Consider the following 24,870-nt stretch of genomic DNA (forward strand, 5'->3'; position numbering starts at 1 on the left):
CAGTTATTTAAGCACATATTCTATTTATATTTTTTGAAGTATAGGATAGAACGATCTTTTTAAAAGATCTAAAAAGGTGGATGAGTGTTTGCGGCAATTAGATCATTTAATCTAAGTAAGAAGGGTAGTGTTTAGAACAATGTTACTAACTCTTAAATCTGCTATTCGGAACAAAAATAAAAAATAATCTCAGTTAATTGAAGAGAATTATATTTGGTCTGTATTTAATATGAATTCCTATCTATGTGTATTAACTCTCTTGGTATTTGTAAAATTTAGACTTTATGGTAAGGTTTCATAAAGGAGGGTGAGGGTATGTTGCGTTTTCAAATGTGAAGAGGCTAACTAAATGTACTTTTTATTTCTTGTCATTTAGGAGAAAAATTAAAAGAACATTTAGGAGGAATAAATAATGAAGAAAAGCGATTTATTAGAAAAAATCAATAAAACGGCCCATAAGATTAAATTTTCAGGAACATTTTATGTGAAATCCAAAGTACTTAGTTTAACAGAGAGTTATGGATATGCTAATCGATCTGAAAAGATAAAAAACCAATCCAAGACTCGATATGGAATAGCTTCTGGCTGTAAAATCTTCACTGCTATCGCCATTTGTCAGCTTGTTGAAGAAGGGAAGATTTCATTTTCTTCAAAATTGAATGAGTGCATTGATATAGACTTCCCTTATTTTGATCAAAATGTGACCATACAACAATTGCTTACTCATACATCTGGTATCCCTGATTATTTTGATGAAGAAGAGATGGATAATTACGAAGAGCTATGGGTTACTACACCTATGTATCATATAAGAGACCTGCAGGATTTTTTGCCATTATTCCAAAATAAAAAAATGCAAGATGCTGCGGGAAGTACTTTTCATTACAATAATGCTGGCTATATTGTCTTAGGGCTAATTGTTGAAAAGGTAAGCGGATTGACCTTTAGTGATTATATTGAAAGATTTGTTTTTCAAAAGGCTGGAATGATGGAGTCTGGGTATTTTGAAATGGATGAATTGCCTGCGAAAGTGGCGTTAGGATACGTGAAGAAACCTGATGGCGGCTGGAAAACAAATACTTACTCACTTCCAGCTAAATCTGCATCTGATGGCGGGGCATATGTTACAGCAGAGGATATGATTCATTTTTGGGAAGCATTACTGAATGGTCAGCTTTTAACACCAGAAATGACACAGACATTATTGAAGTCAACGGCAGAGATAGATGAAGATCTGTTTTACGGCTATGGAGTATATATTCTTAAGGAAGAAGAAGCCGTGGTAAAATATATTTTAATGGGGTATGACCCCGGGGTAAACTTTCGCAGTGTATATTATCCAGATAAACAGCTTAGCATTGTAGTGTGCTCAAATGAGTCAGATGGTGCTTATGAAATACTGAAAGAGATTGAGGTCTCTATTTAGAGGACTGACTATATTTTTTCCTGATAAATTAATAGAATTTTAATTTGATTTTAGTATTAAAGCCTAATTTCTTAGTTTTTTAATTAAGAAATTAGGCTTTTCAATTAATTAGAAATTTAGTTATGAATTCGTTCATTAGACTATAATTCTAAAGTCTATTACGAATAAAAAATATTAAACAGTTTATCTGACGATATCCATTATAATGGCTGGGCCCAGTCTGGCATTTTCATCGAACATAAAAGCTCAAGTTCTGTTTTTCTCTTATCAACATATGAGCTCACAGTGCGAAGTTCATCATCAATTACAGCAGGGTGGGTCATGACTTCAATCGATTCATATGGCAAATCTTTTAAATTATTAAATAGTTGGCCGTCAACACCATCAGCATAAAAATCTGTCCAAAGTGCCTGAGTTAAGAGAATATCAGATTCATCCTTAATTGATTCAGCGAAACGTACAGGAACCTTGTATTTTTTTGCGAGCCGGATGATGACTTCTTTTAAATCAGGCCAGCCATGAACATGGTGGTGACTGTCAATATGGTGAAGAGGAAGTCCAGTTTTTTGGAATACTTCAATCTGGGATTGCCATTCTTTTTCTACCACCTGAAGATCCTCTTCAGTGATTGTAGTGTCAGAGTTTTTGAATTTGAAAAGCCCTTTTTCATTTGTCAAGGAATCACTATCAGCAGCAATCGGCTTTCCCCAGGTCAGTACAAGATGAATGCCAACTTGTAAGCTTGGGTACAGCCGCGCTTGTTCAACAGCATATGATGCAGCAAGTCCATTCATCATCAGTGTTGCTGACTGAACTATTCCATTAACATGTGATTGAATAATCCCATCTGTAACTCCTTTTGTAAGTCCGTAATCATCTGCATTTAAAAGTATTTTCATATGAACCCTCCGATTTCTTATTGTTCCTCCGTGTAGTTTCTCTCAATGATAAAGTTCGTTTTATCTCCTCTAAAATAAGAACGGGAAAATTCTACGCGCCGCCCTGATGTATCCAAAGCAATCGTTTCAAGGTAAAAACAAGGAAGATCACGTTTGCATTTTAAATAATTGCTCGTGCGTTCATCTGCAAGAGTAATTTCCACATTTTCCGTTGTTTTAGCAATACGGACGGAAAATTGCTGTTTTAAAGAAGTATATAGGGATGATTCAGCATGTTCTTTGGTGATGCCTGGTGCGACTTCCCATGGAATATAGGAGATTTGATATTGTGTTGGTTCACCGTTGGCACCTCGTGTACGCTCAATTCGCTGAATGGGCGCATTCGCGCTAACCTCCAATATATTTTGCAGAAACTCATTAGCAGGAATCACTTGAATGCTGATGAGATGGGTGGTTGCTTGTTTTCCTTGCATGGCCACTTGATCACTATATTTTTTGACTGTCTGTGTGAGCGATTGACTCACTTTTGGATCGGCTACAAAAGTGCCTTTGCCTTGGTGACGGACAAGATAGCCTTCTTGAGTGAGCTGCTGCAGTGCAGCACGTATGGTTGTTCTGCTGACATCAAATTCTTTGCAGAGTTTATATTCAGTCGGAAACTGCTCTCCATGCTTGTATTTGTTTGATTTAATTTGATTCATCAGCTCTTCTTTTACAAAAGCATGCAGTGATTGATTTTTTTCCATTATGGACCCCTAACACATAATCATTTAGTTAATAAAATTTTAGAAAGCGGTAACAATTTTACTTTTTCTTATAGTTTACAAGAACATACATTATAAAACAATTAGTAAATTGTAATTACAAATTTTTATACAAGATACCTATTTCTAATTATTATTCATTTATGAAAAATATAACTATTATTTAAATAAGAGGGAATTTAATGTAAATAATTTGTTATTATGATATGATTTGGTTGGTTGACCAACTAAAAGGGAGGATTACAAATGCACCAGATTGATAAACGATCGAGATTAATCAAAGCAGCTTACAAAATTTTTAGTCAAAAAGGATTTTATAATTCTTCTATAAAAGATATTGCAGCGGAAGCTGAAATTACCCCTGGCCTTGTTCATTATTATTTTAAAAACAAGGAAGAACTGCTGTTTTCAGTACAAGAATCTATTCAAACGGAATACCAAAAGCAATATGAAGGAAAGCAAATGAATGTAGATATGGTTCTGCAGGAAATTCAATCTAGAGTTGAAGAAGACCCTGATTGGTATAGGTTTAGATATGAACTCTATTCTCTGGGGCTGAAAAAAGAAGAGTATAAAGATGAAGTAAAGGCCATTTTGCAATCCGGGAAAAGAAGTCTAGCACAGCCACTTGAGGATCATTTTATAATGAATAAGAAAAAATCTGAGGGGCTGTCAAGCATCCTGTTAGCTTGTTTTGATGGACTTGCTTATCAAAAGTTAATTGATGAAAACTTTGATTTGGATGAATCCTATAGAACACTAAAAAAGATGGTAGAAATATATATATGTGTTGGAGGAGAAAAAGAATGAAAAGGTATTTAGTTATCCTCTACATTTTTCTAACAATAGTTCCATCTTTCGAAGTAAGTGCTCAAAATAATAAAACTGATAAAATTAATGAATATATTAAGGATGCAATGGACCAGTATCAAATTCCTGGAGCAGCTCTTACCATTATTGATGGAGGGGTAGAGATCATCAATGAGCAATGGGGAATATTAAGTAATGGAGAAGTCGTGACAGATGACACCCCTTTTCTGACTGGATCTTTGAGTAAACCTTTTACAGCACTTGCCATTTTGATTCTTGCAGAAGAGGGAAAAATTGAACTTGATCAGTCCATTGATACATATATACCAGAGTTTAAATATGTTGCCTCACATGACCATGAAATCACAGTTTACCACTTATTGAGACAAACGAGTGGAATTTCTCAGTATGATGGTTTAAAGGTAACAGATAGAGAAAACACTGAAAACTGGGATATTTCAGCAGCGATAAAGGAACTGAGTGGTGTAAAACTCGCTCACTCACCAGGAGAAAAATATGAATATAACTCTGCTAATTACTTGCTGCTGGGAGAAATTGTAGAGCATGTCAGCGGGGAATCTTTTGGTGATTTTCTAGTGAGCCAAGTTTTTAAACCATTAGAAATGAATCATACAGGAGCAAGTGTAGAACAAGTCCGTGAGTTACATTTAGTACCTGGTTTTGAGTCATGGTTTGGCAAGCCGGTTAAAAGTGAATTTTTATACGATCCAGCTGGGGCACCATACGGATATATTGCATCGACGGCAACCGACCTAACAAAATTTCTAACATTTTTATTAGAAGGGAACAAAGACATCATCTCTGAAGAAGGCATGAGACTTTTCACATCACTCCCTGAAGATGGAAATTCGTATGGAATGGGCTGGCATTTTAACGAAGAAGGAAGATTCTTATTTCATGGCGGCGCTACCCGTGATTTTAGAGCTGAGATGTATTTTCGGCCGGAAATACATCAGGCTGCTATTCTTTTAACGAATAAGTACCACTCACTTGAAGACCCACAGGTTTATTATATAATGAATGGAATTAGAGATTTACTAATCCATGATCATACAGAAGCATTGCCCGATCAGTCTTTATTGTTTCAATGGATATTGCTTGCCATCATTATATTCCTTATTATTTTGGCTATCATGAGAATTATGAGAAAGAGTCAAGTAAAGAAAAGATATCTGACCTATTTTCTCTCTACAATATTTGTGGTTATTTCGCTTGGTGCCATTCCAATGATTGTAATCACACAACAAATTCCGTGGAGAAGCTTTCAAATATTTGCACCTGATTTAGCTTTTTTAGTTTACTGCATAATGTTCCTGTTTTTATTACATGCAGTAATTCCATTAAAGTTCTTTTTTTTAAAAGATAAGAGCAGTTCAATAGCAAAATAAACATAAAGCGAGGGACTCCAATCATAGGAATCCCTCGCTTTACTTATAAATTCTCCCTAACCAGTGGCATGCTCATGCAACGCGGGCCTCCACGGCCTCTTGACAGTTCTGAGCTTTCAATTTCGATGACTTCAATTCCATGTTCACGGAGAACGTTATTTGTAACTGTGTTGCGGTCGTAGGTAACAACAACGCCTGGTGCGATGGAAAGTGTATTAGAGCCATCATTCCATTGTTCCCGGGCAGCTGCGATCGGACATCCGCCACCACAGGGAATTAGAGTGATTTCTTTAAGATTTAACACTTCCTTTAATGCACTTGTTAAATCAGATTTCCTGGAAATCGCAAATTCGCCTTCTTCGCTTGTTTTTTCAAGAATATAGATATTAAGTCCGCCTTCTTCACTTTCAATCCCAGGATGATAAGTGAATTTGTCATAATCAACCATCGTAAACACAGTATCTAAATGCATATAAGCTCGTTTTTTCGGAATCTCAACTGCCATTACTTTCTTAAATGTATTGTTCTGTTTAAACACTTCTGATGCTAATTTTTCAATACCTTGGGCAGTTGTTCTTGCACTTACGCCAATTGCTAAAACTTCACTGCTTAAAACAAGCTGATCGCCGCCCTCCATTGAATAAACATCATTCCTGGAGAAGTACGTTTGTGTTTGAGCGTCTCGAAAGCAGGGGTGATACTTCATAATCGTATCAACAAAGATGGACTCACGCCTTCTGGCAGGCTCATACATACGATTAATGGAAAGCCCATTCCCAATGACCGCTGCTGGATCTCTCGTAAAATAAAGATTTGGCATCGGATCTAAATAAAACGGATAGTGCTCATTTGTTATTTCATGCAGGTGCACTTGCTTGCTTTTAGGAATTTTTGATTTAGGGACTCCTGACATGACGATGCTGACGAGCTCGTCTCCTCCTAATGATTGAAAGTACTCTTTTACACTATCGTATGAGCCGTCTAAGTTTTCCAAGCCATCTTTTAAGATCTCATCCATAAAATATTGCCTTGCATCCTGATTCTGTACGGCTTCTTTCATTAAAACGTCAAGATATAGAACTTCGATGTCTCTATTCGTTAATTGTTGTGCAAAATAGTCATGTTCTTTTTGAATGATGGGAAGGTGAGGAGTATCATCGAATAATAGTCTTTCTAAGTATTGTGGCATTAAATGCTCGATTTCTAATCCTGGTCTATGTAGCATAACTGTTTTAAGTCTACCGATTTCTGAAGTTACATTTAATTGCTGCTGCATTCTATATTTCCTCCTAATTTCTTTCTATTTGAGCCGTTCCCTTCAAATTGGTAGAGTAAACAGATCAATTGCATGTATAAATATTCACCCCTTCCTTCGAAGGATAAAAGCGAATATTTTCACCAATAGTATGGGATGGGAGCGTAAATTCATGCATAAGTCTCAGAAATTTATGTCCGCTATATATGTACAAAACAAAAAAATATGATAAAGTTATAAGTGGAAATACTCAACAGTATAAGGTTTTCGCTGTCCTCACAGAGAGGACAAATGTATTATTTGATTAAAGAATCGAATGGAGGCTAAATTTATGACAAGCAAAAAATTAGATTCATTCCTTGATGAAAATTTAAATGATCTAAAAGGCAGAGGTTTATATAATGTAATTGATCCATTGGAGAGTCCAAATGGTCCAAAGATCAAAATTAATGGGAAAGAACTCATTAATTTATCTTCTAATAATTATTTAGGACTGGCAACAGATGAAAAATTAAAGAAAGCTGCAAGAGAAGCTGTAGAAAAATATGGTGTAGGAGCAGGGGCTGTTAGAACGATTAACGGTACACTCGATATCCATTTGGAGCTTGAAGAAAAACTTGCACAATTTAAGTATACCGAAGCAGCAATTGCTTATCAATCAGGATTTAATTGCAATATGGCTGCTATTTCAGCTGTAATGGATAAAAATGATGCCATTTTGTCTGATGAATTAAACCACGCTTCTATTATTGACGGCTGCCGTCTATCAAAAGCAAAAATCATTCGATTCAATCATTCAGATATGGATGATTTACGTGCGAAGGCGAAAGAAGCAACCGAGTCAGGTCTTTATAATAAAATCATGGTGATTACAGATGGTGTTTTCTCTATGGACGGAGACATTGCGAAGCTGCCAGAGATTGTGGAGATTGCAGAAGAGTTCGACTTAATTACATATGTAGATGATGCACATGGTTCAGGCGTTCTGGGCAAAGGAGCGGGTACTGTTAAGCATTTTGGTTTATCCGATAAAATTGATTTCCAAATTGGGACACTTTCAAAAGCAATTGGGGTTGTAGGCGGCTATGTTGCCGGAAAGCAATCGTTAATTGATTGGTTAAAGGTCCGCAGCAGACCATTCTTATTCTCCACATCTTTAACACCTGCAGATATTGCTGCATGTATTAAATCAATTGAAATCTTAATGGAAAGCACCGAGCTAAATGAAAAGCTATGGGAAAATGCTAATTACCTTAAGGATGGCTTGAAAAAGCTTGGCTTTGACATTGGAGAAAGTGAAACACCCATAACACCATGCATTATCGGAGACGAAGTAAAAACGCAGGAGTTCAGCAAGCGCCTAAATGAAGAGGGTGTTTATGCAAAATCGATCGTGTTTCCGACAGTACCAAGAGGAACTGGCCGAGTAAGAAATATGCCTTCTGCAGCACATACAACTGATATGCTTGATGAAGCAATTGGTATTTATCAAAAAGTTGGCAAGGAAATGGGATTGATATAAAGAAATAGGTGAAGGGAAGGGAACGTGTGATCCTTCCCTTCTAACTGGTAAAGGAAAAGACTTGAAATTCCCTCGTCACTTTACCTTCCAAATTCCTTGGAACTTTCATCAAATAGTAAAAGTTTATTAATATCAATAGAGCTATAGAGCTTTGTCTTCACATTAGAAAGGGCTGGGGATGAGAATGAAACGAATAATGATTACTGGGGCATTAGGGCAAATTGGTTCAGAGCTTACAGTGAAATTAAGAGAAATTTATGGTGCAGATCAAGTTATCGCAACGGATATACGAAAAAATGAGACAGAAGCCGCTTTGTCTGGACCTTTTGAAATGGTAGACGTGACGGATGCACGGACGATGTTAGAGGTTGCAAAAAAATACAATGTTGATAGTGTAATCCATATGGCTGCCCTGTTGTCGGCAACAGCTGAAGCAAACCCTGTTTTTGCTTGGAATCTAAACATGGGCGGACTGATGAACGCTCTTGAAACGGCACGAGAATTAAATGCCCAATTCTTCACACCAAGCTCAATTGGTGCATTTGGACCATCAACACCTAAAGATCGAACACCGCAGGATACTATACATCGACCAACAACGATGTATGGAGTAAATAAGGTAGCTGGAGAATTGTTGTCAGATTATTATTTTCATAAGTTCGGAGTGGACACAAGAGGATTGCGTTTTCCTGGTTTAATTTCATATGTCACTCCTCCAGGCGGCGGAACAACGGACTACGCTGTGGAAATCTACTATGAAGCAGTTAAGAATGGCAAATATACTTCCTATATTGATAAAGGAACATATATGGATATGATGTATATGCCAGATGCTTTGGATGCAATCGTTCAATTAATGGAAGCCGATCCAAGTAAGCTAAAGCACCGCAATTCGTTTAACGTTACTGCAATGAGCTTCGAACCTGAACAGATTGCTGCAGAAATTAGAAAACATATTCCTCATTTTGAAATTACGTATCAGGTTGACCCTATTCGCCAAGCAATCGCTGATAGCTGGCCAAATTCCATTGATGACTCTGCCGCAGTCGAAGAATGGGGCTTCAAAGCCAACTTTGACTTACGGAAGATGACAGTGGATATGCTGGATAAACTTAAACAAAAATAAGTGATCTCATTCAGAGGTAAAACCATTCACAAATGAGTGTAATGATACAAAATAGAATAGATAAAAAAACAGGCTGACAAAACGGATTGTCAGCCTGTTTTTTTATAGAGTGCCGTATTAGCAGCAATTTGACAGGGCAGAAGACCTCATGGTGATTGTTATGATAAATTAGCGTCATATGATCTCTCAAGTGATGAAGTCTGCAACCAGTAATAAATAAGTAATTCCCTGATAACTTCCATATCATCCTGTAATTACGAATGAATAGTAGAGAATTGGAAATATTAAGGATCTACAGTTCAAAAAAACAGCAAAGATTTAATGAACTAGAGATAATTTAAAGTAAGAAGGATGATATGTATGACTTATCAGGAAGGTTTAAATCAAATTGATAAAGCCACGGAAAGAATTGTTGAAGCAAACAGGTTAACGATGGAAGCAGTAAATAATGCTTTCTTGTTTACATGGCAATGGTGGATCGCGTTGGCAATGATTATCATTCCATGGGTTATTTGGTTAGTCTTTCGAGACCGTAATAGTTCAGCCCGCATTTTTGCTGCAGGTTTACTATTAATGGTTTTGTCAGAAGTTCTTGATATTGTTGGAGTTGGTTTAGGAAAATGGGCGTACCCTGTAAAAGTTATACCTATTGCAACTGTCAGCTTTTCTTTTAGATTATCTCTTCTTCCGGTTTTTGCTATGCTGTTAATGCAAATTAAACCGAAACTAAATCCTTTTATAAAAGCGATGATCTTTGGGATTTTTGGTGCATATATTGGTTTGCCTTTGTTAAGTGTAATTGATTTATATAAAAAAATAGATTGGTCCCTGCATTATTCATTTATAATCCTGACAATTATGTATTTGCTCGCTCATTGGTTCAGCAGACGGAAATCCTTCCAAGCAGTAGAGTAATTTATTAAAACCAAAAATCTCAGAGCAAAGCTCTGAGATTTTATAATGGAATCTGCCGATATAGATTATTCATGAATGAAAATCAGCTTTTCTTTCGGATTCGTTACTCTCCCAATGATGGAGGAATGGATCAAGCCTGCCTGATGCAATTTCTCCACATATGTCTGCGCTTGTTCTTCCGGCATTGCGACGAGCAAACCGCCTGATGTAATCGCATCACATAGAAGAAGCTGTATATCTTGACCTATTGATCCATAATCGACATCGTTCAACAGCCACTTATGATTCGCTTTAGAACCGCCAGGCACTACTCCAGCCTCTGCCAGTTCTTTTGCACCTTCTAACACCGGTACATGATCGACAGTGATTTCTAAGCTAACATTGCTTCCTTTAGCCATCTCGCTTCCATGTCCAAGAAGCCCAAATCCTGTTACGTCTGTAACTGCATGCGGCGAAAAATCCATCAGAATTTCTGCGGCTGTTTTATTTAATTCGGCCATAACTTCAGTAACTCTTTTTTCTTGCTCACTTGTAACAGCATTTCTCTTAATGCCTGTAGTTATAATACCCACACCAATTGGCTTCGTTAACACTAAAACATCACCAGGCAATGCGCCTACATTTTTCCATACTTTATCCGGATGTACAATGCCTGTAACAGAAAGACCAAACTTAGGCTCCTGATCATCAATAGAATGACCGCCAACTGTTACTGCACCTGACTCTTTTACTTTATCAGCGGCTCCTCTTAAAATCTCAGAGAGCATATCAGCACCTAGTTTTTTAACTGGATAGCCGACAATGTTTAATACCGTTTTCGGGTGACCGCCCATCGCATAGACATCGCTTAAAGCATTGGCTGCGGCAATTTGGCCGAACATATATGGATCATCTACAATTGGAGTAAAGTAGTCAATCGTTTGAATGAGGGCAATTGTATCCGTTAATTGATAGACTCCTGCATCATCTGATGTTTCATGCCCAACGAGCAGCTCTGGCACTTTTTCTTGCTTAGGCAGCAGACGCAAAACTTGCGCCAAGTCCTCAGGACCAATTTTGCAGCCTCAGCCAGCTTTTGTAGACAATGATGTCAGACGAATTTTTTCATGTTCACTCATGTTAAGCACCTCCATACAACAGTATACCTTTATTTATTCAAAAAATTAAAGCTAAAAAAAGTCTTAATGAAAAGCAAAAGCACATTCTTAACATGTATTTTACATTTATTAACTAGTAAAAAAGTCTTAGTTATGATAATTTAATTTAGTTATTAAACAAACATAATCGCTAATACATAAGAGAGTTTAATACATATAAAAATAACTTGGGAGACATTTGTATGAAGAGCATCAAGATTAAACTGCTAGGCAGTTTTGCTGTTATTGTATTGCTCATGACTTGTATTGCTGTATTTAGTTTTTTAACCATTAATTCTATTTCAACTAGTTTAAAAAAGATAACTAATAACGACATGAATATGGTTGAAGCTGTTAATGAAATGTCATTTAGTGTAGCATACAGGGCAAAGATTGCCAGAGATTATATTCTCTTTGGAGATAACCAGTTTAAAGACAAATTTCTTAATGAGTCAGAAAAAGCGAATGAATTAGCACTTGAGCTTCAAGCTATGCTGACAAACAGAGAATCATCTGAAGCGTTAGCCGCAGCATTTACAGAAGCATTTGAGAAAACACAAAAGTGGCAAGATCTTGTGACAGATGAGATAATTCCTCTTTTTGATAGTGGAGATCTAGAAGGGGCCATTAGCTTAATGGAAGAGCTTTGCTTGCCATATAGTGAAGATGCAATTAATTCCTGGGTGAATGTAGTAGATGTTCAGAACGCTGCAACACAAACAGAAACAGCGCAAGTTAATGATCTGGCTTTAAGAAACTCCATTATGATTATAATTATCTCGATCATCGCAATTATTGGTTCAGCCATTATTGCCATTACCAATTCTGTGAAAATTACAAGACCGATCATTTCAGTGGTGCATAGACTTGAAGAGATAGCAGACGGAGATTTATCAGGCAGGCCATTGCAAACTAGATCCAAGGATGAAATAGGACGTCTGTTTCTGGCGATTAATAAAATGTCAGCCAGTTTAAAAAGATTGCTGGAGAAAGTCTCGGAAACCACAAAACAAGTTGCTGCTTCATCGCAGAAATTCAATCGTTCTGCTGAAGAAACCGTCAAAAGTGCAGAACAAGCTGCTGTTTCACTTCAAAATATAGCAGCTGGCGCGGACAGTTCAGCAGTAAGTGCAGAAGAATCAGTAAAAGCGATGACACGATTATCTGCTGGTGTCCAGCTTGTAGCAGAATCATCTGCAGCAGTCTCAAATGAATCACAAAAGGCTGCCCAGCATGTACAGAATGGGCATACATTAGTTGAAAATGCCATATCTCAAATGAATTCAATTGAAACAGCTGTAGCTTCAGGAACTAACCAAGTGGAGTTGCTCGGACAGAGATCAAGTCAAATCGGACACATTATCAATGTCATGAGAGAAATATCAGAACAGACCAATCTTCTCGCCTTGAATGCAGCAATCGAGGCTGCCAGAGCAGGGGAAAATGGAAAAGGATTTGCAGTTGTAGCTGACGAGGTGCGTAAGTTAGCTGAACAATCAAGTAAATCAGCTTACCAAATCGCAGAACTTATTACTCAAATACAAGATGACACAAATGAAGCTGTTCAATCGATGTCTCAAGGAAAGCTAGAAGTAGAATCCGGCACAAAAATTATAAATGAAACAGGATTATCTTTTGCTGAAATTCTAAAATCAATTGGAATGGTTTCAGATCGAATGGCAGAAGTTACATTCTCAGCAGAGGAGATGGCTACTTCAGCAGAAGAAGTAAATGAGACAATGGAATCCTTGGCATCTCTAGCAAATCAAACATCAAATCATACCGGCCACGTAGCTGCTTCGTCTGAACAGCAGCTTGCTGTGATGCAAGAAATCAGTGCATCTGCCGCGGCGTTAAACAAGCTGGCTGAAGAACTTGCGAATGAATTGAATCACTTTAAACTATAATATTACTGTCTTTTGAAGGAGCTCTTTTCTGAATTAAAATTTTATTCAAGAAGCGGGATAAGAAGATGCAGAGGTCTATAAGTCTCTTTGCATCTTTGGTTTGCATTCATTTTAATTATGCACGAAGAATAATTGGGATATTTCCATTTAACTCGTTTGTTTCAGAGTTTTACCCATAATACGAGGGTGTTTTCTGCTTATATTTTGAAGGTAAGTGTTATTTCGTCCCAAAGTTCTAGACTTTATATTTAAAAATCAAATCACACATACATACACAAAATTCATATCTGTCTTACCTGATTTAACGTAATTTTGGATAAACCTTTCAGCATCGTCAATACTAATAAAAGGGAGGATGATGTATGAAACAACCATTAATGGCTTCAGAAGTTGGCATTCTGTGGACTTCCTATCAAAACGACAGTATGTCTTGCTGTATCCTGTCACATATGTTGAGATATGCAGAAGATCAGGAAATAAAGAAGACAATAGAATCTGCATTAGACATTGCATCCATACATATAGAAAAACTGACCCGTTTATTCGAAAAGGAAAATTACGCTAAACCAACAGGCTTTACTGAGAAAGACGTAAATTTAAACGCACCACGGCTTTTTTCTGATGCTTTTTGTATTACATATATTAATCACATGGCCAAAGCAGGCATGTTAGGCTATAGCGGCATGCTTGCTATGAGTGCAAGAGAAGACATTGTTGAATATTATTCAAAAGCACTGCTAGAAACAAGAAACTTATATGAATCAACCTTAAAAGTAATGATAAAAAATGGATTATATGTCAGAGCTCCTTATATTCCACTACCATCTGAAACAGATTATGTAGATTCGAGCCAGTATTTAAGCGGTCTTAACCCTTTTTCTAAGAAACGGCCATTAAATGCCATTGAAATATCTCATTTATTTCTTAACATTCAAACCAATTCAATTGGCGTAAAATTATGCTTGGCGTTTGGACAGACATCACCTCGTACTGAAGTGCAGGATTTTTTGCTGCGGGGGAAACAGATTTCAGAAAAACAAATGGCTGTCTTTACCCGTACTTTATTAGACAATAATATTTCAGCTCCTACATCTCCCGACGAATGTGTAACAAAGACAACAACACAGATCTTTTCAGATCAATTAGTGATGTTTCACATGTCATTGTTAAGTGCTGCGGGAACAGGCAATTATGCGACAGCAGCTGCAGCCAGTCAGCGCAGTGATTTGGCCATCAACTATGAGCGATTGTCATTTGAAATTGCCAGGTATGCAAAACAAGGAGCCGACATTATGATTAAAAATAATTGGCTTGAACAGCCTCCTGGAACCATTGACCGAGAAAAATTGGTCAGAGATAAAGGCGAGGCATAACATTGTATTAATTCAATCACATTGCCAAAAGCTTTAAGTTGTACTACAATCTTAATTGTGAACGTTTAGTGAATTTTCACAGTATTAAGGAGGATTTAAACATGAAGCATACAGTTAAAATTGAATTTTGCATGATGTGAAACTACGCACCAAAAGCCGCGGGTCTCGCGGAAGATCTTTTTACACATTTTCGTGGAAACATCACTAGCCTTGAGTTAATTCCTAGCTCAGGTGGTGTATTTGAAGTGACATTGAATAATGAGAATATTTACTCGAAAAAGGAAACAGGTGTTTTTCCAAAATCACAGCAGATTATTGATCTAATAGAAGCATAAATGCTAGGTTAACCTTTCTTTATGAAGCTCTTTTGCTAAAATAAAGAAAGGTTTTTTCTTAATTTAGTTATTAGAGGAGAAGATCATTTATTAAATGTCTTATAGTGTTTAAAATACAATAAAATTATTATGTTAACTAGAATTTGAAAAAAGACTTACTCACTTATAATAATATATCTCTTTTTCCCATTGCCGCTCAGATTCTTGTCAATCCACACCTCAAGAATACCGTTAGCAAACTGGGCATGGACTCTTTTGTCTGCCACTCGAAAAGGCAATTCGATCGTCCGGCTGCAAGAATCTTTATTTTTCTTTTTCGCAGCTATTGTAATATTATGATCCTCTAATACAATGTCTATATCTTCCGGCTCCGCATCCGGCAATAGAGCCTCAACAATAATATGTGTATGGGTTTCATATAAATCGATGCGAAATGTAAGTTGATCCATATAAGATGTCAGCGGATCAAGGAAAAATTGTTCCATCCACTTTTCTACCTCCGACATATCATCCTTTTTATGTTCATTATGGTCATTCATCATGAAACCTCCTCAACGATAATATATTCAGCTCATGCCTATGTGTGAAAAATGATATACTAAAGTTGCCACAGATTGGAGGGGACCGCGGTGAAAGAAGTATTAAAGAATATTCCGCCCATTCATGAATTATTAAAACATCATTGTTTTCTAGAGATAACAGAAAAATATAGTGTCGATACAGTATATGCTTCAACCCGGCTGAAATCCGTTATAACTGAAATACGCCAGCTTTTGCTGCAAGGTGAATGGTATGGTGCTGCACCTGGTAATGCCTTGTTTTATGATGAGATTTTTCAGCGTGTAGAGGAAGCCATTCGAACGGAGTTTCAATATACTTTAAAAAAAGCAATTAATGCCACAGGCACCATCCTCCATACGAATTTGGGAAGAGCAAGAATGAGTGAAAATGCAATGAAGCATGTCGTCGAAACAGCTCAGTCCTATTCAAACCTTGAATATGATTTGTTTAAAGGTGAACGAGGCTCACGGCATGTGCATGCTGAAACATTAATTAGGACGATTACAGGTGCCGAAGCAGCTATGGTTGTGAATAACAATGCAGCTGCAGTTTATTTAATCCTCAAGGCACTTGCTCAAGATAGCGAAGTGATTGTTTCGAGAGGTCAGCTGGTGGAAATTGGCGGGTCCTTTCGAGTCTCATCCATAATGGAAGAGAGTGGAGCAAAACTGATTGAGGTAGGGACCACAAATAAAACACATTTAGCTGATTACGAGAATGCCATCCATTCAGAAACAGCTATGATCATGAAAGTACATACAAGTAATTTTAAAGTGATTGGTTTCACAAATACAGTTGGAACAAAGGAGCTTGCTCACTTAGCTTCAGAGAATAATATCCTGTTTTATGAAGATCTTGGCAGCGGCGCTTTATTTGATTTCCGCAGTAAAGGCATTGGAGAGGAGCCTACTGTAAAGGAAGTATTAGCACAGGGCGTTCATCTAGTATCTTTTAGCGGTGATAAACTGCTCGGCGGGCCGCAGGCGGGTATTATTGCAGGTAATAAGGAGCTCATTCAAAAGCTGAAAAGGCATCAGCTAGCGCGTGTGCTAAGAGTAGACAAGATGACGTTAGCTGCACTTGAAGGCACGTTGATGCACTATGCAAAAGGGGGAGAGGAGCTTAATAAGATTCCTGTCCTACGTGATTTGCTGGTGCCACTAAATCTTCAGCATGATCGCGCGCTTCGCTTCGCTGATAAGCTCGCTGCTTTAACTACTGTATATACAGCTGAGATCTTTGAGAGCATCGCTTATGTTGGCGGAGGAACGATGCCTGACGTTGAGTTGCCATCCTACTGTATAGCCATTCAGCATCAAACCAAGTCAGCCATTCAGCTTACAAAAGCACTCCGGAACGAAAAACCTGCCATTGTCACTCGCATTAAACACGAAGAGCTGCAAATCGACCTTCGAACAGTTACCGATGAAGAAGAGCAGATGATCCTGCAAGCCTTAAAAGTCATTCAATAACAGGGAATTGACCATACAATAGGAAAAGCGATGTCAAAGATGACATCGCTTTTGTATTTATAGGTTTTTACATATCATGATGGGAATTATGCTTTTGTCTGGAATGATTGCGGTTTTTCACCTTTTTAGATCCTCTTAATGGCTCAGGCTGGCCGTGCTGATCTCCTTTAGGTGCATTTTTTCGCATATCCTTGCCGTCATTTTTATTCATTACCATCCCTCCTACTTATAGGATGGAAAACACAATGAAAATTATGCGGAATATTTTCGAGGAGGACTGCGCAATTTAATGTTACAAATCAAATAAGGAGGGAAACACATGCCATATCATAAAGATAAACAACAGGCATTTCAGGCTGCACAGCAAGGTCTCGAGGATGCCCAAGAATTATATTATGAGATTGTACGCGATTCTTCTGCATATGGACATCAGCTCAAACACCTTAAACAGGAAGTAAATGAAGCATACGAACAAATTCAAAATGCACTTGAAGTTGCTTCTGAAGGTCAGCGTGAACAGCTGGAAAGATTCCAGCAGGATTTAACATCAATGGTAACTGAAGTAAATGAAATTGAATAACAGAGATGAGGCAGCCGGTATAGAGCTGTCTCTTTCTTTTTTATTTTGCCTCAAAACAAAAAAGGACAGAAATTTGTCCTTTCAGACTGTAGACAAACTCGATGAAAATCGAGTTTGCCTACAGTCTTTTTTGTTTTAGAATAAAAGGAGAATAAGGTTAGAGGTGATGAAGATGCTTTCCAAACATAATTCAATTCAACGTGATCAGCTTGAAATGGTTGCGTTAGATCAACTGGTACCTGAAAACCATTTAGTACGAAAAATGGAGGCTGCAATTGACTTCTCCTTCATTTATGATTTAGTAAAAGATACATATTCAGAAGTAGGTCGTCCAAGCATTGACCCGGTAATTTTAATAAAGCTTACTTTTATTCAATATACCTTCGGTATTCGGTCCATGCGCCAAACCATTGAGGAACTAAAAACAAACATGGCTTATCGCTGGTTTTTAGGATATGGATTTTATGATAAAGTTCCTCACTTCTCTACCTTCGGTAAAAACTATGAGCGTCGTTTTAAAGATACTGATCTATTTGAACAGATCTTCTATCGAATCTTAAAAACGGCCACGGAAAAGAAATTAATTAGCGCTGAACATGTTTTTATTGACTCGACACACGTAAAAGCAAGCGCGAATAAACATAAATTTGCGAAGAAAGTTGTGCGTAAGGAAACACGCGCATATCAAGAACAGCTTCAAACAGAAATCAACGATGACCGTGAAGATCATGGGAAGAAGCCATTTCCACCTGATAAATTTGAAAAAGAGGAAACAAAAGAGATCAAAGAAAGTACCACAGACCCAGAAAGTGGCTACTACGTCAAAGACGAACGCACTAAACAGTTTGCTTATTCGTTTCATGCCGCCTCTGATCGCAACGGATTTATCTTAGGAAATATAGTTACACCAGGAAACATTCATGATAGTGGAATCCTTGAGCCTTTAGTTGAACGAGTGATTGATAGAGTTGGAAAACCTGAAGCCGTTGCCGCAGACGCAGCTTATAAAACACCTGCCATCACGAAGTACTTAATTGAACATGAAATAACACCTGCACTCCCTTATACACGACCACGTACAAAGGATGGATTCTTCCGAAAGCACGAATATGTTTATGATGAACATTTTGATTGTTATATTTGCCCAGCGGGCAAAATTTTGAACTATTCAACTACCACCAAGGAAGGCTACCGTGAATACAAATCATTGAAACAGACTTGTGCCACTTGTTCATTATTGCACCAATGTACACAGAGTAAGAATCACCAAAAAGTGGTGACCCGGCATATTTGGCAGGAATATGTGGAGGAAGCGGAACATCTTCGCCATCACAAAGATGTAAAACCAATATACGCAAAGCGAAAGGAAACGATTGAACGTGTTTTCGCTGATGCAAAAGAAAAGCATGGAATGCGTTGGACAACGTTAAGGGGACTTAAAAAATTGTCGATGCAAGCGATGCTTACTTTCGCGTCCATGAATTTAAAGAAAATAGCCAACTGGACGTGGCAGGACCCAAAAACAGTATAAATCTGAGGATAGGATAGCTGCATTCTGTCCTCTAAAGGAATAAAAATAGAAAAAAACTTCAAAAGGGGTTCGGAATGAGACCATTCCGAACCCCTTTTGTCTACAATCTGAAAGGACAGAAATTTGTCCTTTTTGTTTTACACTATTGGTTTTTCTTACGCTTCTTATTGTTTTGCTTCTGTTTCTCTGTCAATGGTTCATTGGCAAATTCTTCGTTATAGCCAGCTCCCATGCCCTGGCCTTTTGCCGCATTCATTCCAGGTATCAGATGATTCGATTTTCTTTTTGCCACAATCATCACCTCCATCTTCATTTTGTGTAATTTTAGTTATTTTATGTTGCAAGAAAATACCCGCTTAAATAATATGCCGAAATAATAAAGAATATTAAACGAGGGATAGTACCTAATTGAAAAACACTATCAATTAAAGCTTTCAATCAAATTCTGAATTGATAATACTCTTTATCATAAGTAAAACTTATCAAAAACAATAACTTTCTTGTTATTTACTTATATATAGGGTTGTATTAATATAAGAATTGTGAGAAAAGTAGGGATGGTTCAAAATTCAAACTTTTCGACAATTACCTAATAATTGTTATATGATGAATACGAGTTCGAATTGAGGGGGAAATCGTATGGCTAAGAACGATGTTTTTAATGCCCGCAAATCTTTTGACATTGACGGGAAGCGTTACCATTATTATCATTTGGGCGCACTTGAAGAGGCTGGCATAGGAAAAGTATCTAAACTGCCTTATTCTGTAAAGGTTCTATTAGAGTCTGTCCTTCGTCAGTATGACGGACGTGTTATTACAAAAGAGCATGTTGAAAACTTAGCAAAATGGGGAACTGCAGAAGTACGTGAAGTAGATGTGCCATTTAAGCCATCTCGTGTTATTCTTCAAGACTTTACAGGTGTTCCAGCTGTTGTTGATTTAGCTTCGTTAAGAAAAGCAATGGCAGATATGGGTGGAGATCCTGACAAAATCAATCCTGAAAAACCGGTTGATCTTGTTATTGACCACTCTGTTCAAGTTGATAAGTACGGCACACCAGATTCACTTGAAGCAAACATGGTGCTTGAATTTGAACGAAATGCAGAGCGTTACCAGTTCTTAAGCTGGGCACAAAAAGCATTCGATAACTACCGTGCAGTACCGCCTGCAACTGGAATTGTTCACCAAGTAAACTTGGAATTCTTAGCGAATGTTGTTCATGCACTTGAAACAACAGAAGGCGATTTTGAAACATTCCCGGATACATTAGTTGGTACTGACTCACATACAACAATGATCAACGGAATCGGTGTTTTAGGCTGGGGTGTTGGCGGAATTGAAGCAGAAGCAGGTATGCTAGGGCAGCCATCTTACTTCCCTGTACCTGAAGTAGTTGGTGTAAAATTAACAGGAGAACTTCCAAATGGTGCTACAGCAACAGACCTTGCTTTAAAAGTAACACAAGTACTAAGAAGCTTTGGCGTTGTCGGCAAGTTTGTTGAGTTCTTTGGACCTGGAGTACCGGCACTGCCGCTTGCAGACCGTGCGACAATTGCCAATATGGCACCTGAATATGGCGCAACTTGCGGATTCTTCCCAATTGATGCAGAATCACTCGATTATATGCGTTTAACAGGCCGTTCAGAAGATCAAATTAAAATCGTTGAAAAATACTGTAAAGAAAACGGTTTATTCTTCGACCCGGCATTAGAGCCTGTTTATACAGACGTTGTTGAAATTGATTTAACTGCAATCGAAGCAAACCTGTCTGGTCCTAAGCGTCCGCAGGATTTAATTCCGCTTTCAGTTATGAAAGAAGAATTTAATAAAGCGATCACAGCTCCACAAGGGAACCAAGGCTTCGGCTTGGATAAAAAAGAAATTAATAAAGAAGTAAAAGTTGAATTCCATAACGGCGATTCAACCGTAATGAAAACGGGTGCTGTGGCAATCGCTGCGATTACAAGCTGTACAAATACATCTAACCCTTACGTATTAGTTGGTGCAGGTTTAGTTGCGAAAAAAGCAGTTGAACTTGGATTAGAGGTACCAAAATACGTAAAAACTTCTTTAGCACCTGGTTCAAAGGTTGTTACAGGTTATCTTCATGATTCAGGCTTGCTTCCATATTTAGAGCAGCTTGGTTTTAACCTTGTTGGATATGGCTGTACAACATGTATCGGTAACTCCGGGCCATTACGTGAAGAAATTGAGAAATCAATTGCGGATAATGATATGCTTGTGACTTCAGTATTATCTGGAAACCGTAACTTTGAAGGCCGTATTCATCCGCTTGTCAAAGCAAACTATTTAGCTTCACCGCCATTAGTTGTTGCGTATGCACTTGCTGGTTCTGTAGATATTGATCTTCAAAACGATTCTTTAGGAAAAGGGAAAGACGGAAAAGATATCTTCTTCAAAGATATTTGGCCAACAACTGAAGAAATCAATGAAGTTGTTAAGCGTACCGTTACACCTGAATTGTTCCGCAAAGAATATGAGCATGTATTTGATGATAATGCTCGCTGGAATGAAATTAAAACGAGCAATGAGCCATTATACAGCTTTGATGAAACATCAACTTATATCCAAAATCCTCCATTCTTTGAAGGATTAACACCTAACGCGGATGAAGTAAAACCATTAGCAGGTTTACGCGTTGTTGGTAAATTTGGCGACTCAGTAACAACTGACCACATTTCACCTGCAGGGGCAATCGGCAAAGATACACCAGCAGGAAAATACTTGCGCGAAAATGGCGTTGAGCCTCGCGACTTTAACTCTTATGGTTCTCGTCGAGGAAACCATGAAGTCATGATGCGCGGAACGTTTGCAAATATCCGTATCCGTAACCAAATTGCACCAGGCACAGAAGGCGGATTTACTACTTACTGGCCAACTGGTGAAGTAACTTCAATCTATGATGCATGTATGAAGTACAAAGAAGATGGAACTGGCCTTGTTGTTTTAGCTGGAAAAGATTACGGAATGGGATCTTCCCGTGACTGGGCAGCAAAAGGTACAAACCTTCTTGGCATCAAGACTGTAATTGCTGAAAGTTATGAGCGTATCCACCGTTCTAACCTAGTGCTGATGGGTGTGCTTCCGCTTCAATTCAAAGCTGGAGATAGCGCTGAATCACTTGGATTAACAGGTAAAGAAGAAATTTCAGTACAAATCGACGAAAGTGTTCGTCCTCGTGATTTCGTTCAAGTCACTGCAACGGACGAAGATGGCAACAAATTAACGTTTGAAGCACTTGTTCGCTTTGATTCTGAAGTTGAAATCGACTATTACCGTCACGGAGGAATTCTGCAAATGGTTCTTCGTGAAAAGCTTGCAAACTAATAGGACTATGCTAAGCACCATGTGAAAAATCACATGGTGTTTTTCTCTTTTTTTTGGAAAGAATAGGTGCAAAGCACAAATAAATTCTAGAAAGAAGGGAAACATCATGTTAAAAAAAACTCTATTTTTGCTTTTTGGTTTCTTCGTTTTCATATCGGGTCAATCCTCTGCACAAAATGAATCTCCACCAGAAGATCGGCTGCCTGGCCTAAAAATTGGCACTGCAGCACCAGATTTTTCTCTTAAAGACTTAAATGGAAATATGGTAAAGCTTTCAGATTATAAAGGAAAAAAAGTCATGCTCAATTTTTGGGCAACATGGTGCCCGCCATGTAAAGCAGAGATGCCTGCAATGGAAAAGTTTCATGGTGAAGTGGGAGAAGATGTCGTCATCCTAGCCGTCAACATTGACGCTCGCTATAATGTAAAGGCCTATGTAGATAAAATGGGCGTTACCTTCCCAATTCTTCTCGACGAAAAGGACCAAGTCAATAATGATTATCAAATTTTGACCATCCCAACAACCTTTTTCATCGATAAAGAGGGGATCGTTCGCCATAAATACCTAAGTGCCATGCCAATTGAAATCATGCGGGAATATAGCAGAGATTTGTAAGGGTATATGCACACACACTGCAAAGGGGGACACCAAAATGGATGTTTCCCTTTTTACTAATATGCGTATCTCTGCTTGGTGCCGTTCATTTAAAGAGTAATGTGAAAAATAAGCGGAGAAATTCCCCTTATTTACAAAATTGAGCTATTTGAGGGCGAAATAAGCGGAGATTTTCCGGTTATCTTGATTAAATTAGCCTATTTGCCTGTTTTTCGGTGGAATAGTCGGAAACCCTCCGTCTATTTAAGCTTATTTTGAGTGTTTTTTCGATTTAGACGGAATTCTTCCGTCTATTTTTAAGTGAATATTACAGAGACCTATAAGGTACGATCCTCCAGTGAAAAATAAGCGGAGAAATTCCCCTTATTTACAAAATTGAGCTATTTGAGGGCGAAATAAGCGGAGATTTTCCGGTTATCTTGATTAAATTAGCCTATTTGCCTGTTTTTCGGTGGAATAGTCGGAAACCCTCCGTCTATTTAAGCTTATTTTGAGTGTTTTTTCGATTTAGACGGAATTCTTCCGTCTATTTTTAAGTGAATATTACAGAGACCTATAAGGTACTATGATCCAGAGAAAAATAAGCGGAGAAATTCCCCTTATTTACAAAATTGAGCTATTTGAGGGCGAAATAAGCGGAGATTTTCCGACTATCTTGATTAAATTAGCCTATTTGCCCGTTTTTCGGTGGAATAGTCGGAATTTCTCCTCTATTTAAGCCCATTTTAAGTGTTTTCACGATTTAACCGGAATTCTTCCGTCTATTTTTAAGGTTTTTAATTTTTGCGGTTTTAGACAGGTTAATGTGAGCAGAAGGTGCGAGTCCCCTGCAGGAGTGGGGGACAGGTGATACCCACGGGATCGTAAACGACCAGGAGGCTTAGCGCCCACCCGCGCATAGCGAGCATCCAGAGCGCAATTCCACTTCTACTTTTTTAAGGTTCATAGCAACAATCCTTGCGAAGACAGCCTTAAGTTACAACAACAAGCTTTAATATAACAGTCTAACTAAAAAGCAAGTTAAATATTATGTTTTTTTGTAAATATTTCATTTCTCTTTTAAATTTTCGAAAAGTTGTAATAATTAAAGCGGTTTCAGGACATAATAACTGTTACAATATGTTTAAAGGAAGGTGAACCTTATGCGAAAACCACGTAAGCGCTCTTTTGCAGAATTGGTTTCTGAAAATAAGCGACAATTACTTAAAGATCAAGCCGCTATGGAGAAAATAGAAGCTAAGCTAGAACAAAAACGTTTAAATAAAGCTGAATAAGCAGGATTTGCCTTTCATACCTTCTCCTCTAATGTACATACTGTAAATGAGGGGGGATAAACAATGGGCAATCCAAAAAAGCATTCACAAGGTTTCAGACCAAGTCATACTGGAACACAAAGCCATTCTGCAGGTGGCAATAAAGGGAAGCAGATGCAGGATCAATCCGGTCAGCATCCTCAAGTCATCCAGACAAAAGGTGAATAATAATTGAAACTAGCCGGCCAATTTATCGAAATGGCCGGCTTTTATGTATCCAATTATTAATACCAAAGAAGTTTGTTGCTTCCATCCACTCATTTCCTTCATTATTTCTCACAGTTCCTTCACACACTACTTATTGAAAGCGCATCTAACTTCAGGGAGGTAATTTGAATGGCATTTAACCGTAAATCTAACCCAGATGACCGCAGTGATAATGTTGAAAAGCTTCAGTCCATGATTGTTCATACCATTGAAAATATGGAAGAAGCTGAACATGCGATGGAATTTGCAAATGAGGACGAGCGTGCAAATATTGCAGCTAAAAACGAACGTCGCCGCAATAGCTTAGAAGCATTTCGTGCAGAAGTAAAAGATGAAGCAAAACATAACAAGTAATAGCTTTCATA

Annotated in this window: 23 protein-coding genes and 1 pseudogene; 17 read left to right on the forward strand and 7 right to left on the reverse strand. The window is 37.9% G+C overall.

Features of this window, described 5'->3' with window-relative positions; all coding sequences use genetic code 11:
- Positions 1–412: 412 nt before the first annotated feature.
- Positions 413–1,426, forward strand: a complete 1,014-nt coding sequence (locus tag J1899_RS11425) for a serine hydrolase domain-containing protein (RefSeq protein ID WP_214473782.1) — start codon at positions 413–415, stop codon at positions 1,424–1,426.
- A 200-nt stretch (positions 1,427–1,626) separates the two neighbouring features.
- Here J1899_RS11425 and chbG read toward each other — a convergent pair whose 3' ends face one another.
- Both chbG and J1899_RS11435 read right to left on the reverse strand, forming a co-directional pair.
- Positions 1,627–2,325, reverse strand: a complete 699-nt coding sequence (chbG, locus tag J1899_RS11430) for a chitin disaccharide deacetylase (protein ID WP_214473784.1) — start codon at positions 2,323–2,325, stop codon at positions 1,627–1,629.
- A 17-nt stretch (positions 2,326–2,342) separates the two neighbouring features.
- Positions 2,343–3,071 (reverse strand): GntR family transcriptional regulator, encoded by a 729-nt coding sequence (locus J1899_RS11435; protein WP_214473786.1) that lies wholly within the window; start codon positions 3,069–3,071, stop codon positions 2,343–2,345.
- A gap of 264 nt (positions 3,072–3,335) precedes the next feature.
- Here J1899_RS11435 and J1899_RS11440 point away from each other — a divergent pair, with 264 nt between their 5' ends.
- Positions 3,336–3,899 carry a TetR/AcrR family transcriptional regulator gene (locus J1899_RS11440; RefSeq protein ID WP_214473787.1) on the forward strand — a complete coding sequence of 188 codons (564 nt, stop codon included), beginning with the start codon at positions 3,336–3,338 and terminating at the stop codon, positions 3,897–3,899.
- Positions 3,896–5,308 (forward strand): serine hydrolase domain-containing protein, encoded by a 1,413-nt coding sequence (locus tag J1899_RS11445; RefSeq protein WP_214473789.1) that lies wholly within the window; start codon positions 3,896–3,898, stop codon positions 5,306–5,308. Before J1899_RS11440 ends, J1899_RS11445 begins: the two co-directional genes overlap by 4 nt.
- A 43-nt stretch (positions 5,309–5,351) precedes the next feature.
- Here J1899_RS11445 and arcA read toward each other — a convergent pair whose 3' ends face one another.
- A complete protein-coding gene (gene arcA, locus J1899_RS11450) occupies positions 5,352–6,584 on the reverse strand; it encodes an arginine deiminase (protein ID WP_214473791.1) in 1,233 nt (410 codons plus the stop codon).
- A 310-nt stretch (positions 6,585–6,894) separates the two neighbouring features.
- Here arcA and J1899_RS11455 point away from each other — a divergent pair, with 310 nt between their 5' ends.
- The 3 genes from J1899_RS11455 (at position 6,895) to J1899_RS11465 (ending at position 10,126) form a co-directional block, all read left to right on the forward strand.
- Positions 6,895–8,085 carry a glycine C-acetyltransferase gene (locus J1899_RS11455; protein ID WP_214473793.1) on the forward strand — a complete coding sequence of 397 codons (1,191 nt, stop codon included), beginning with the start codon at positions 6,895–6,897 and terminating at the stop codon, positions 8,083–8,085.
- Between the two features lie 184 nt (positions 8,086–8,269).
- Complete coding sequence (locus tag J1899_RS11460; protein ID WP_214473795.1) at positions 8,270–9,211, forward strand: L-threonine 3-dehydrogenase; 942 nt, start codon at positions 8,270–8,272, stop codon at positions 9,209–9,211.
- Between the two features lie 360 nt (positions 9,212–9,571).
- Entirely contained in the window at positions 9,572–10,126 is a 555-nt protein-coding gene (locus tag J1899_RS11465) for a CBO0543 family protein (protein ID WP_246586460.1), read from the forward strand.
- A 65-nt stretch (positions 10,127–10,191) separates the two neighbouring features.
- Here the strand turns inward: J1899_RS11465 and selD are convergent, their stop codons facing one another.
- Entirely contained in the window at positions 10,192–11,244 is a 1,053-nt protein-coding gene (gene selD, locus J1899_RS11470; protein ID WP_082851674.1) for a selenide, water dikinase SelD, read from the reverse strand.
- A 221-nt stretch (positions 11,245–11,465) separates the two neighbouring features.
- On the opposite strand from selD, the gene J1899_RS11475 reads away from it, so the two are divergent.
- The 3 genes and pseudogenes from J1899_RS11475 to J1899_RS11485 form a co-directional block, all read left to right on the forward strand.
- The gene (locus J1899_RS11475) at positions 11,466–13,169 is read left to right on the forward strand and encodes a methyl-accepting chemotaxis protein (RefSeq protein ID WP_214473797.1); all 1,704 of its coding nucleotides are present in this window, start codon (positions 11,466–11,468) and stop codon (positions 13,167–13,169) included.
- A 362-nt stretch (positions 13,170–13,531) separates the two neighbouring features.
- Entirely contained in the window at positions 13,532–14,542 is a 1,011-nt protein-coding gene (locus tag J1899_RS11480) for a DUF3231 family protein (RefSeq protein ID WP_214473799.1), read from the forward strand.
- A gap of 152 nt (positions 14,543–14,694) precedes the next feature.
- Positions 14,695–14,877 (forward strand): annotated as a pseudogene (locus tag J1899_RS11485) (Rdx family protein); the annotation flags it as partial.
- A 155-nt stretch (positions 14,878–15,032) separates the two neighbouring features.
- On the opposite strand, the gene J1899_RS11490 reads toward J1899_RS11485, so the two are convergent.
- The gene (locus J1899_RS11490; RefSeq protein WP_246586461.1) at positions 15,033–15,419 is read right to left on the reverse strand and encodes an Hsp20/alpha crystallin family protein; all 387 of its coding nucleotides are present in this window, start codon (positions 15,417–15,419) and stop codon (positions 15,033–15,035) included.
- Positions 15,420–15,506: 87 nt separating this feature from the next.
- Between J1899_RS11490 and selA the strand changes: the two genes are divergently transcribed.
- Positions 15,507–16,910 carry an L-seryl-tRNA(Sec) selenium transferase gene (selA, locus tag J1899_RS11495; RefSeq protein WP_214473801.1) on the forward strand — a complete coding sequence of 468 codons (1,404 nt, stop codon included), beginning with the start codon at positions 15,507–15,509 and terminating at the stop codon, positions 16,908–16,910.
- A gap of 67 nt (positions 16,911–16,977) precedes the next feature.
- Here the strand turns inward: selA and J1899_RS11500 are convergent, their stop codons facing one another.
- Positions 16,978–17,121: a small acid-soluble spore protein P gene (locus J1899_RS11500; protein WP_066445609.1), complete on the reverse strand. Its 144-nt coding sequence runs from the start codon at positions 17,119–17,121 to the stop codon at positions 16,978–16,980.
- A gap of 108 nt (positions 17,122–17,229) precedes the next feature.
- On the opposite strand from J1899_RS11500, the gene J1899_RS11505 reads away from it, so the two are divergent.
- Entirely contained in the window at positions 17,230–17,490 is a 261-nt protein-coding gene (locus J1899_RS11505) for a hypothetical protein (RefSeq protein WP_214473803.1), read from the forward strand.
- Positions 17,491–17,662: 172 nt separating this feature from the next.
- On the forward strand, positions 17,663–19,021 hold the full coding sequence (locus J1899_RS11510) for an IS1182 family transposase (protein WP_214475360.1): 1,359 nt from the start codon (positions 17,663–17,665) through the stop codon (positions 19,019–19,021).
- 142 nt (positions 19,022–19,163) lie between these two features.
- On the opposite strand, the gene sspO is transcribed toward J1899_RS11510, so the two are convergent.
- Complete coding sequence (gene sspO / locus J1899_RS11515) at positions 19,164–19,313, reverse strand: small acid-soluble spore protein SspO (protein ID WP_080846086.1); 150 nt, start codon at positions 19,311–19,313, stop codon at positions 19,164–19,166.
- Positions 19,314–19,660: 347 nt separating this feature from the next.
- On the opposite strand from sspO, the gene acnA reads away from it, so the two are divergent.
- The 5 genes from acnA (at position 19,661) to tlp (ending at position 24,859) form a co-directional block, all read left to right on the forward strand.
- Positions 19,661–22,369 carry an aconitate hydratase AcnA gene (gene acnA / locus J1899_RS11520; RefSeq protein ID WP_214473804.1) on the forward strand — a complete coding sequence of 903 codons (2,709 nt, stop codon included), beginning with the start codon at positions 19,661–19,663 and terminating at the stop codon, positions 22,367–22,369.
- 106 nt (positions 22,370–22,475) lie between these two features.
- Positions 22,476–22,985, forward strand: coding sequence for a peroxiredoxin family protein (locus tag J1899_RS11525; RefSeq protein WP_214473806.1), 510 nt, complete (start codon positions 22,476–22,478; stop codon positions 22,983–22,985).
- Between the two features lie 1,142 nt (positions 22,986–24,127).
- Positions 24,128–24,259 carry an FbpB family small basic protein gene (locus tag J1899_RS11530; RefSeq protein WP_066445591.1) on the forward strand — a complete coding sequence of 44 codons (132 nt, stop codon included), beginning with the start codon at positions 24,128–24,130 and terminating at the stop codon, positions 24,257–24,259.
- Positions 24,260–24,322: 63 nt separating this feature from the next.
- Positions 24,323–24,466 (forward strand): acid-soluble spore protein N, encoded by a 144-nt coding sequence (locus J1899_RS11535; RefSeq protein WP_066445588.1) that lies wholly within the window; start codon positions 24,323–24,325, stop codon positions 24,464–24,466.
- A 168-nt stretch (positions 24,467–24,634) separates the two neighbouring features.
- Positions 24,635–24,859: a small acid-soluble spore protein Tlp gene (gene tlp, locus J1899_RS11540; RefSeq protein WP_066445585.1), complete on the forward strand. Its 225-nt coding sequence runs from the start codon at positions 24,635–24,637 to the stop codon at positions 24,857–24,859.
- Positions 24,860–24,870: the final 11 nt, after the last annotated feature.

It is taken from the genome of Cytobacillus gottheilii, assembly GCF_018582665.1.
GTDB classification, from domain to species: Bacteria; Bacillota; Bacilli; order Bacillales; family Cytobacillaceae; genus Cytobacillus; species Cytobacillus gottheilii.

Excerpts from the sequence above, each read along its gene's own strand:
- J1899_RS11425 (WP_214473782.1), top strand. The coding sequence starts at position 413 with ATGAAGAAAAGCGATTTATTAGAAAAAATCAATAAAACGGCCCATAAG.
- chbG (WP_214473784.1), bottom strand. The coding sequence starts at position 2,325 with ATGAAAATACTTTTAAATGCAGATGATTACGGACTTACAAAAGGAGTT.
- J1899_RS11435 (WP_214473786.1), bottom strand. The coding sequence starts at position 3,071 with ATGGAAAAAAATCAATCACTGCATGCTTTTGTAAAAGAAGAGCTGATG.
- J1899_RS11440 (WP_214473787.1), top strand. The coding sequence starts at position 3,336 with ATGCACCAGATTGATAAACGATCGAGATTAATCAAAGCAGCTTACAAA.
- J1899_RS11445 (WP_214473789.1), top strand. The coding sequence starts at position 3,896 with ATGAAAAGGTATTTAGTTATCCTCTACATTTTTCTAACAATAGTTCCA.
- arcA (WP_214473791.1), bottom strand. The coding sequence starts at position 6,584 with ATGCAGCAGCAATTAAATGTAACTTCAGAAATCGGTAGACTTAAAACA.
- J1899_RS11455 (WP_214473793.1), top strand. The coding sequence starts at position 6,895 with ATGACAAGCAAAAAATTAGATTCATTCCTTGATGAAAATTTAAATGAT.
- J1899_RS11460 (WP_214473795.1), top strand. The coding sequence starts at position 8,270 with ATGAAACGAATAATGATTACTGGGGCATTAGGGCAAATTGGTTCAGAG.
- J1899_RS11465 (WP_246586460.1), top strand. The coding sequence starts at position 9,572 with ATGACTTATCAGGAAGGTTTAAATCAAATTGATAAAGCCACGGAAAGA.
- J1899_RS11475 (WP_214473797.1), top strand. The coding sequence starts at position 11,466 with ATGAAGAGCATCAAGATTAAACTGCTAGGCAGTTTTGCTGTTATTGTA.
- J1899_RS11480 (WP_214473799.1), top strand. The coding sequence starts at position 13,532 with ATGAAACAACCATTAATGGCTTCAGAAGTTGGCATTCTGTGGACTTCC.
- J1899_RS11490 (WP_246586461.1), bottom strand. The coding sequence starts at position 15,419 with ATGATGAATGACCATAATGAACATAAAAAGGATGATATGTCGGAGGTA.
- J1899_RS11500 (WP_066445609.1), bottom strand. The coding sequence starts at position 17,121 with ATGAATAAAAATGACGGCAAGGATATGCGAAAAAATGCACCTAAAGGA.
- J1899_RS11505 (WP_214473803.1), top strand. The coding sequence starts at position 17,230 with ATGCCATATCATAAAGATAAACAACAGGCATTTCAGGCTGCACAGCAA.
- J1899_RS11510 (WP_214475360.1), top strand. The coding sequence starts at position 17,663 with ATGCTTTCCAAACATAATTCAATTCAACGTGATCAGCTTGAAATGGTT.
- acnA (WP_214473804.1), top strand. The coding sequence starts at position 19,661 with ATGGCTAAGAACGATGTTTTTAATGCCCGCAAATCTTTTGACATTGAC.
- J1899_RS11525 (WP_214473806.1), top strand. The coding sequence starts at position 22,476 with ATGTTAAAAAAAACTCTATTTTTGCTTTTTGGTTTCTTCGTTTTCATA.
- J1899_RS11530 (WP_066445591.1), top strand. The coding sequence starts at position 24,128 with ATGCGAAAACCACGTAAGCGCTCTTTTGCAGAATTGGTTTCTGAAAAT.
- J1899_RS11535 (WP_066445588.1), top strand. The coding sequence starts at position 24,323 with ATGGGCAATCCAAAAAAGCATTCACAAGGTTTCAGACCAAGTCATACT.
- tlp (WP_066445585.1), top strand. The coding sequence starts at position 24,635 with ATGGCATTTAACCGTAAATCTAACCCAGATGACCGCAGTGATAATGTT.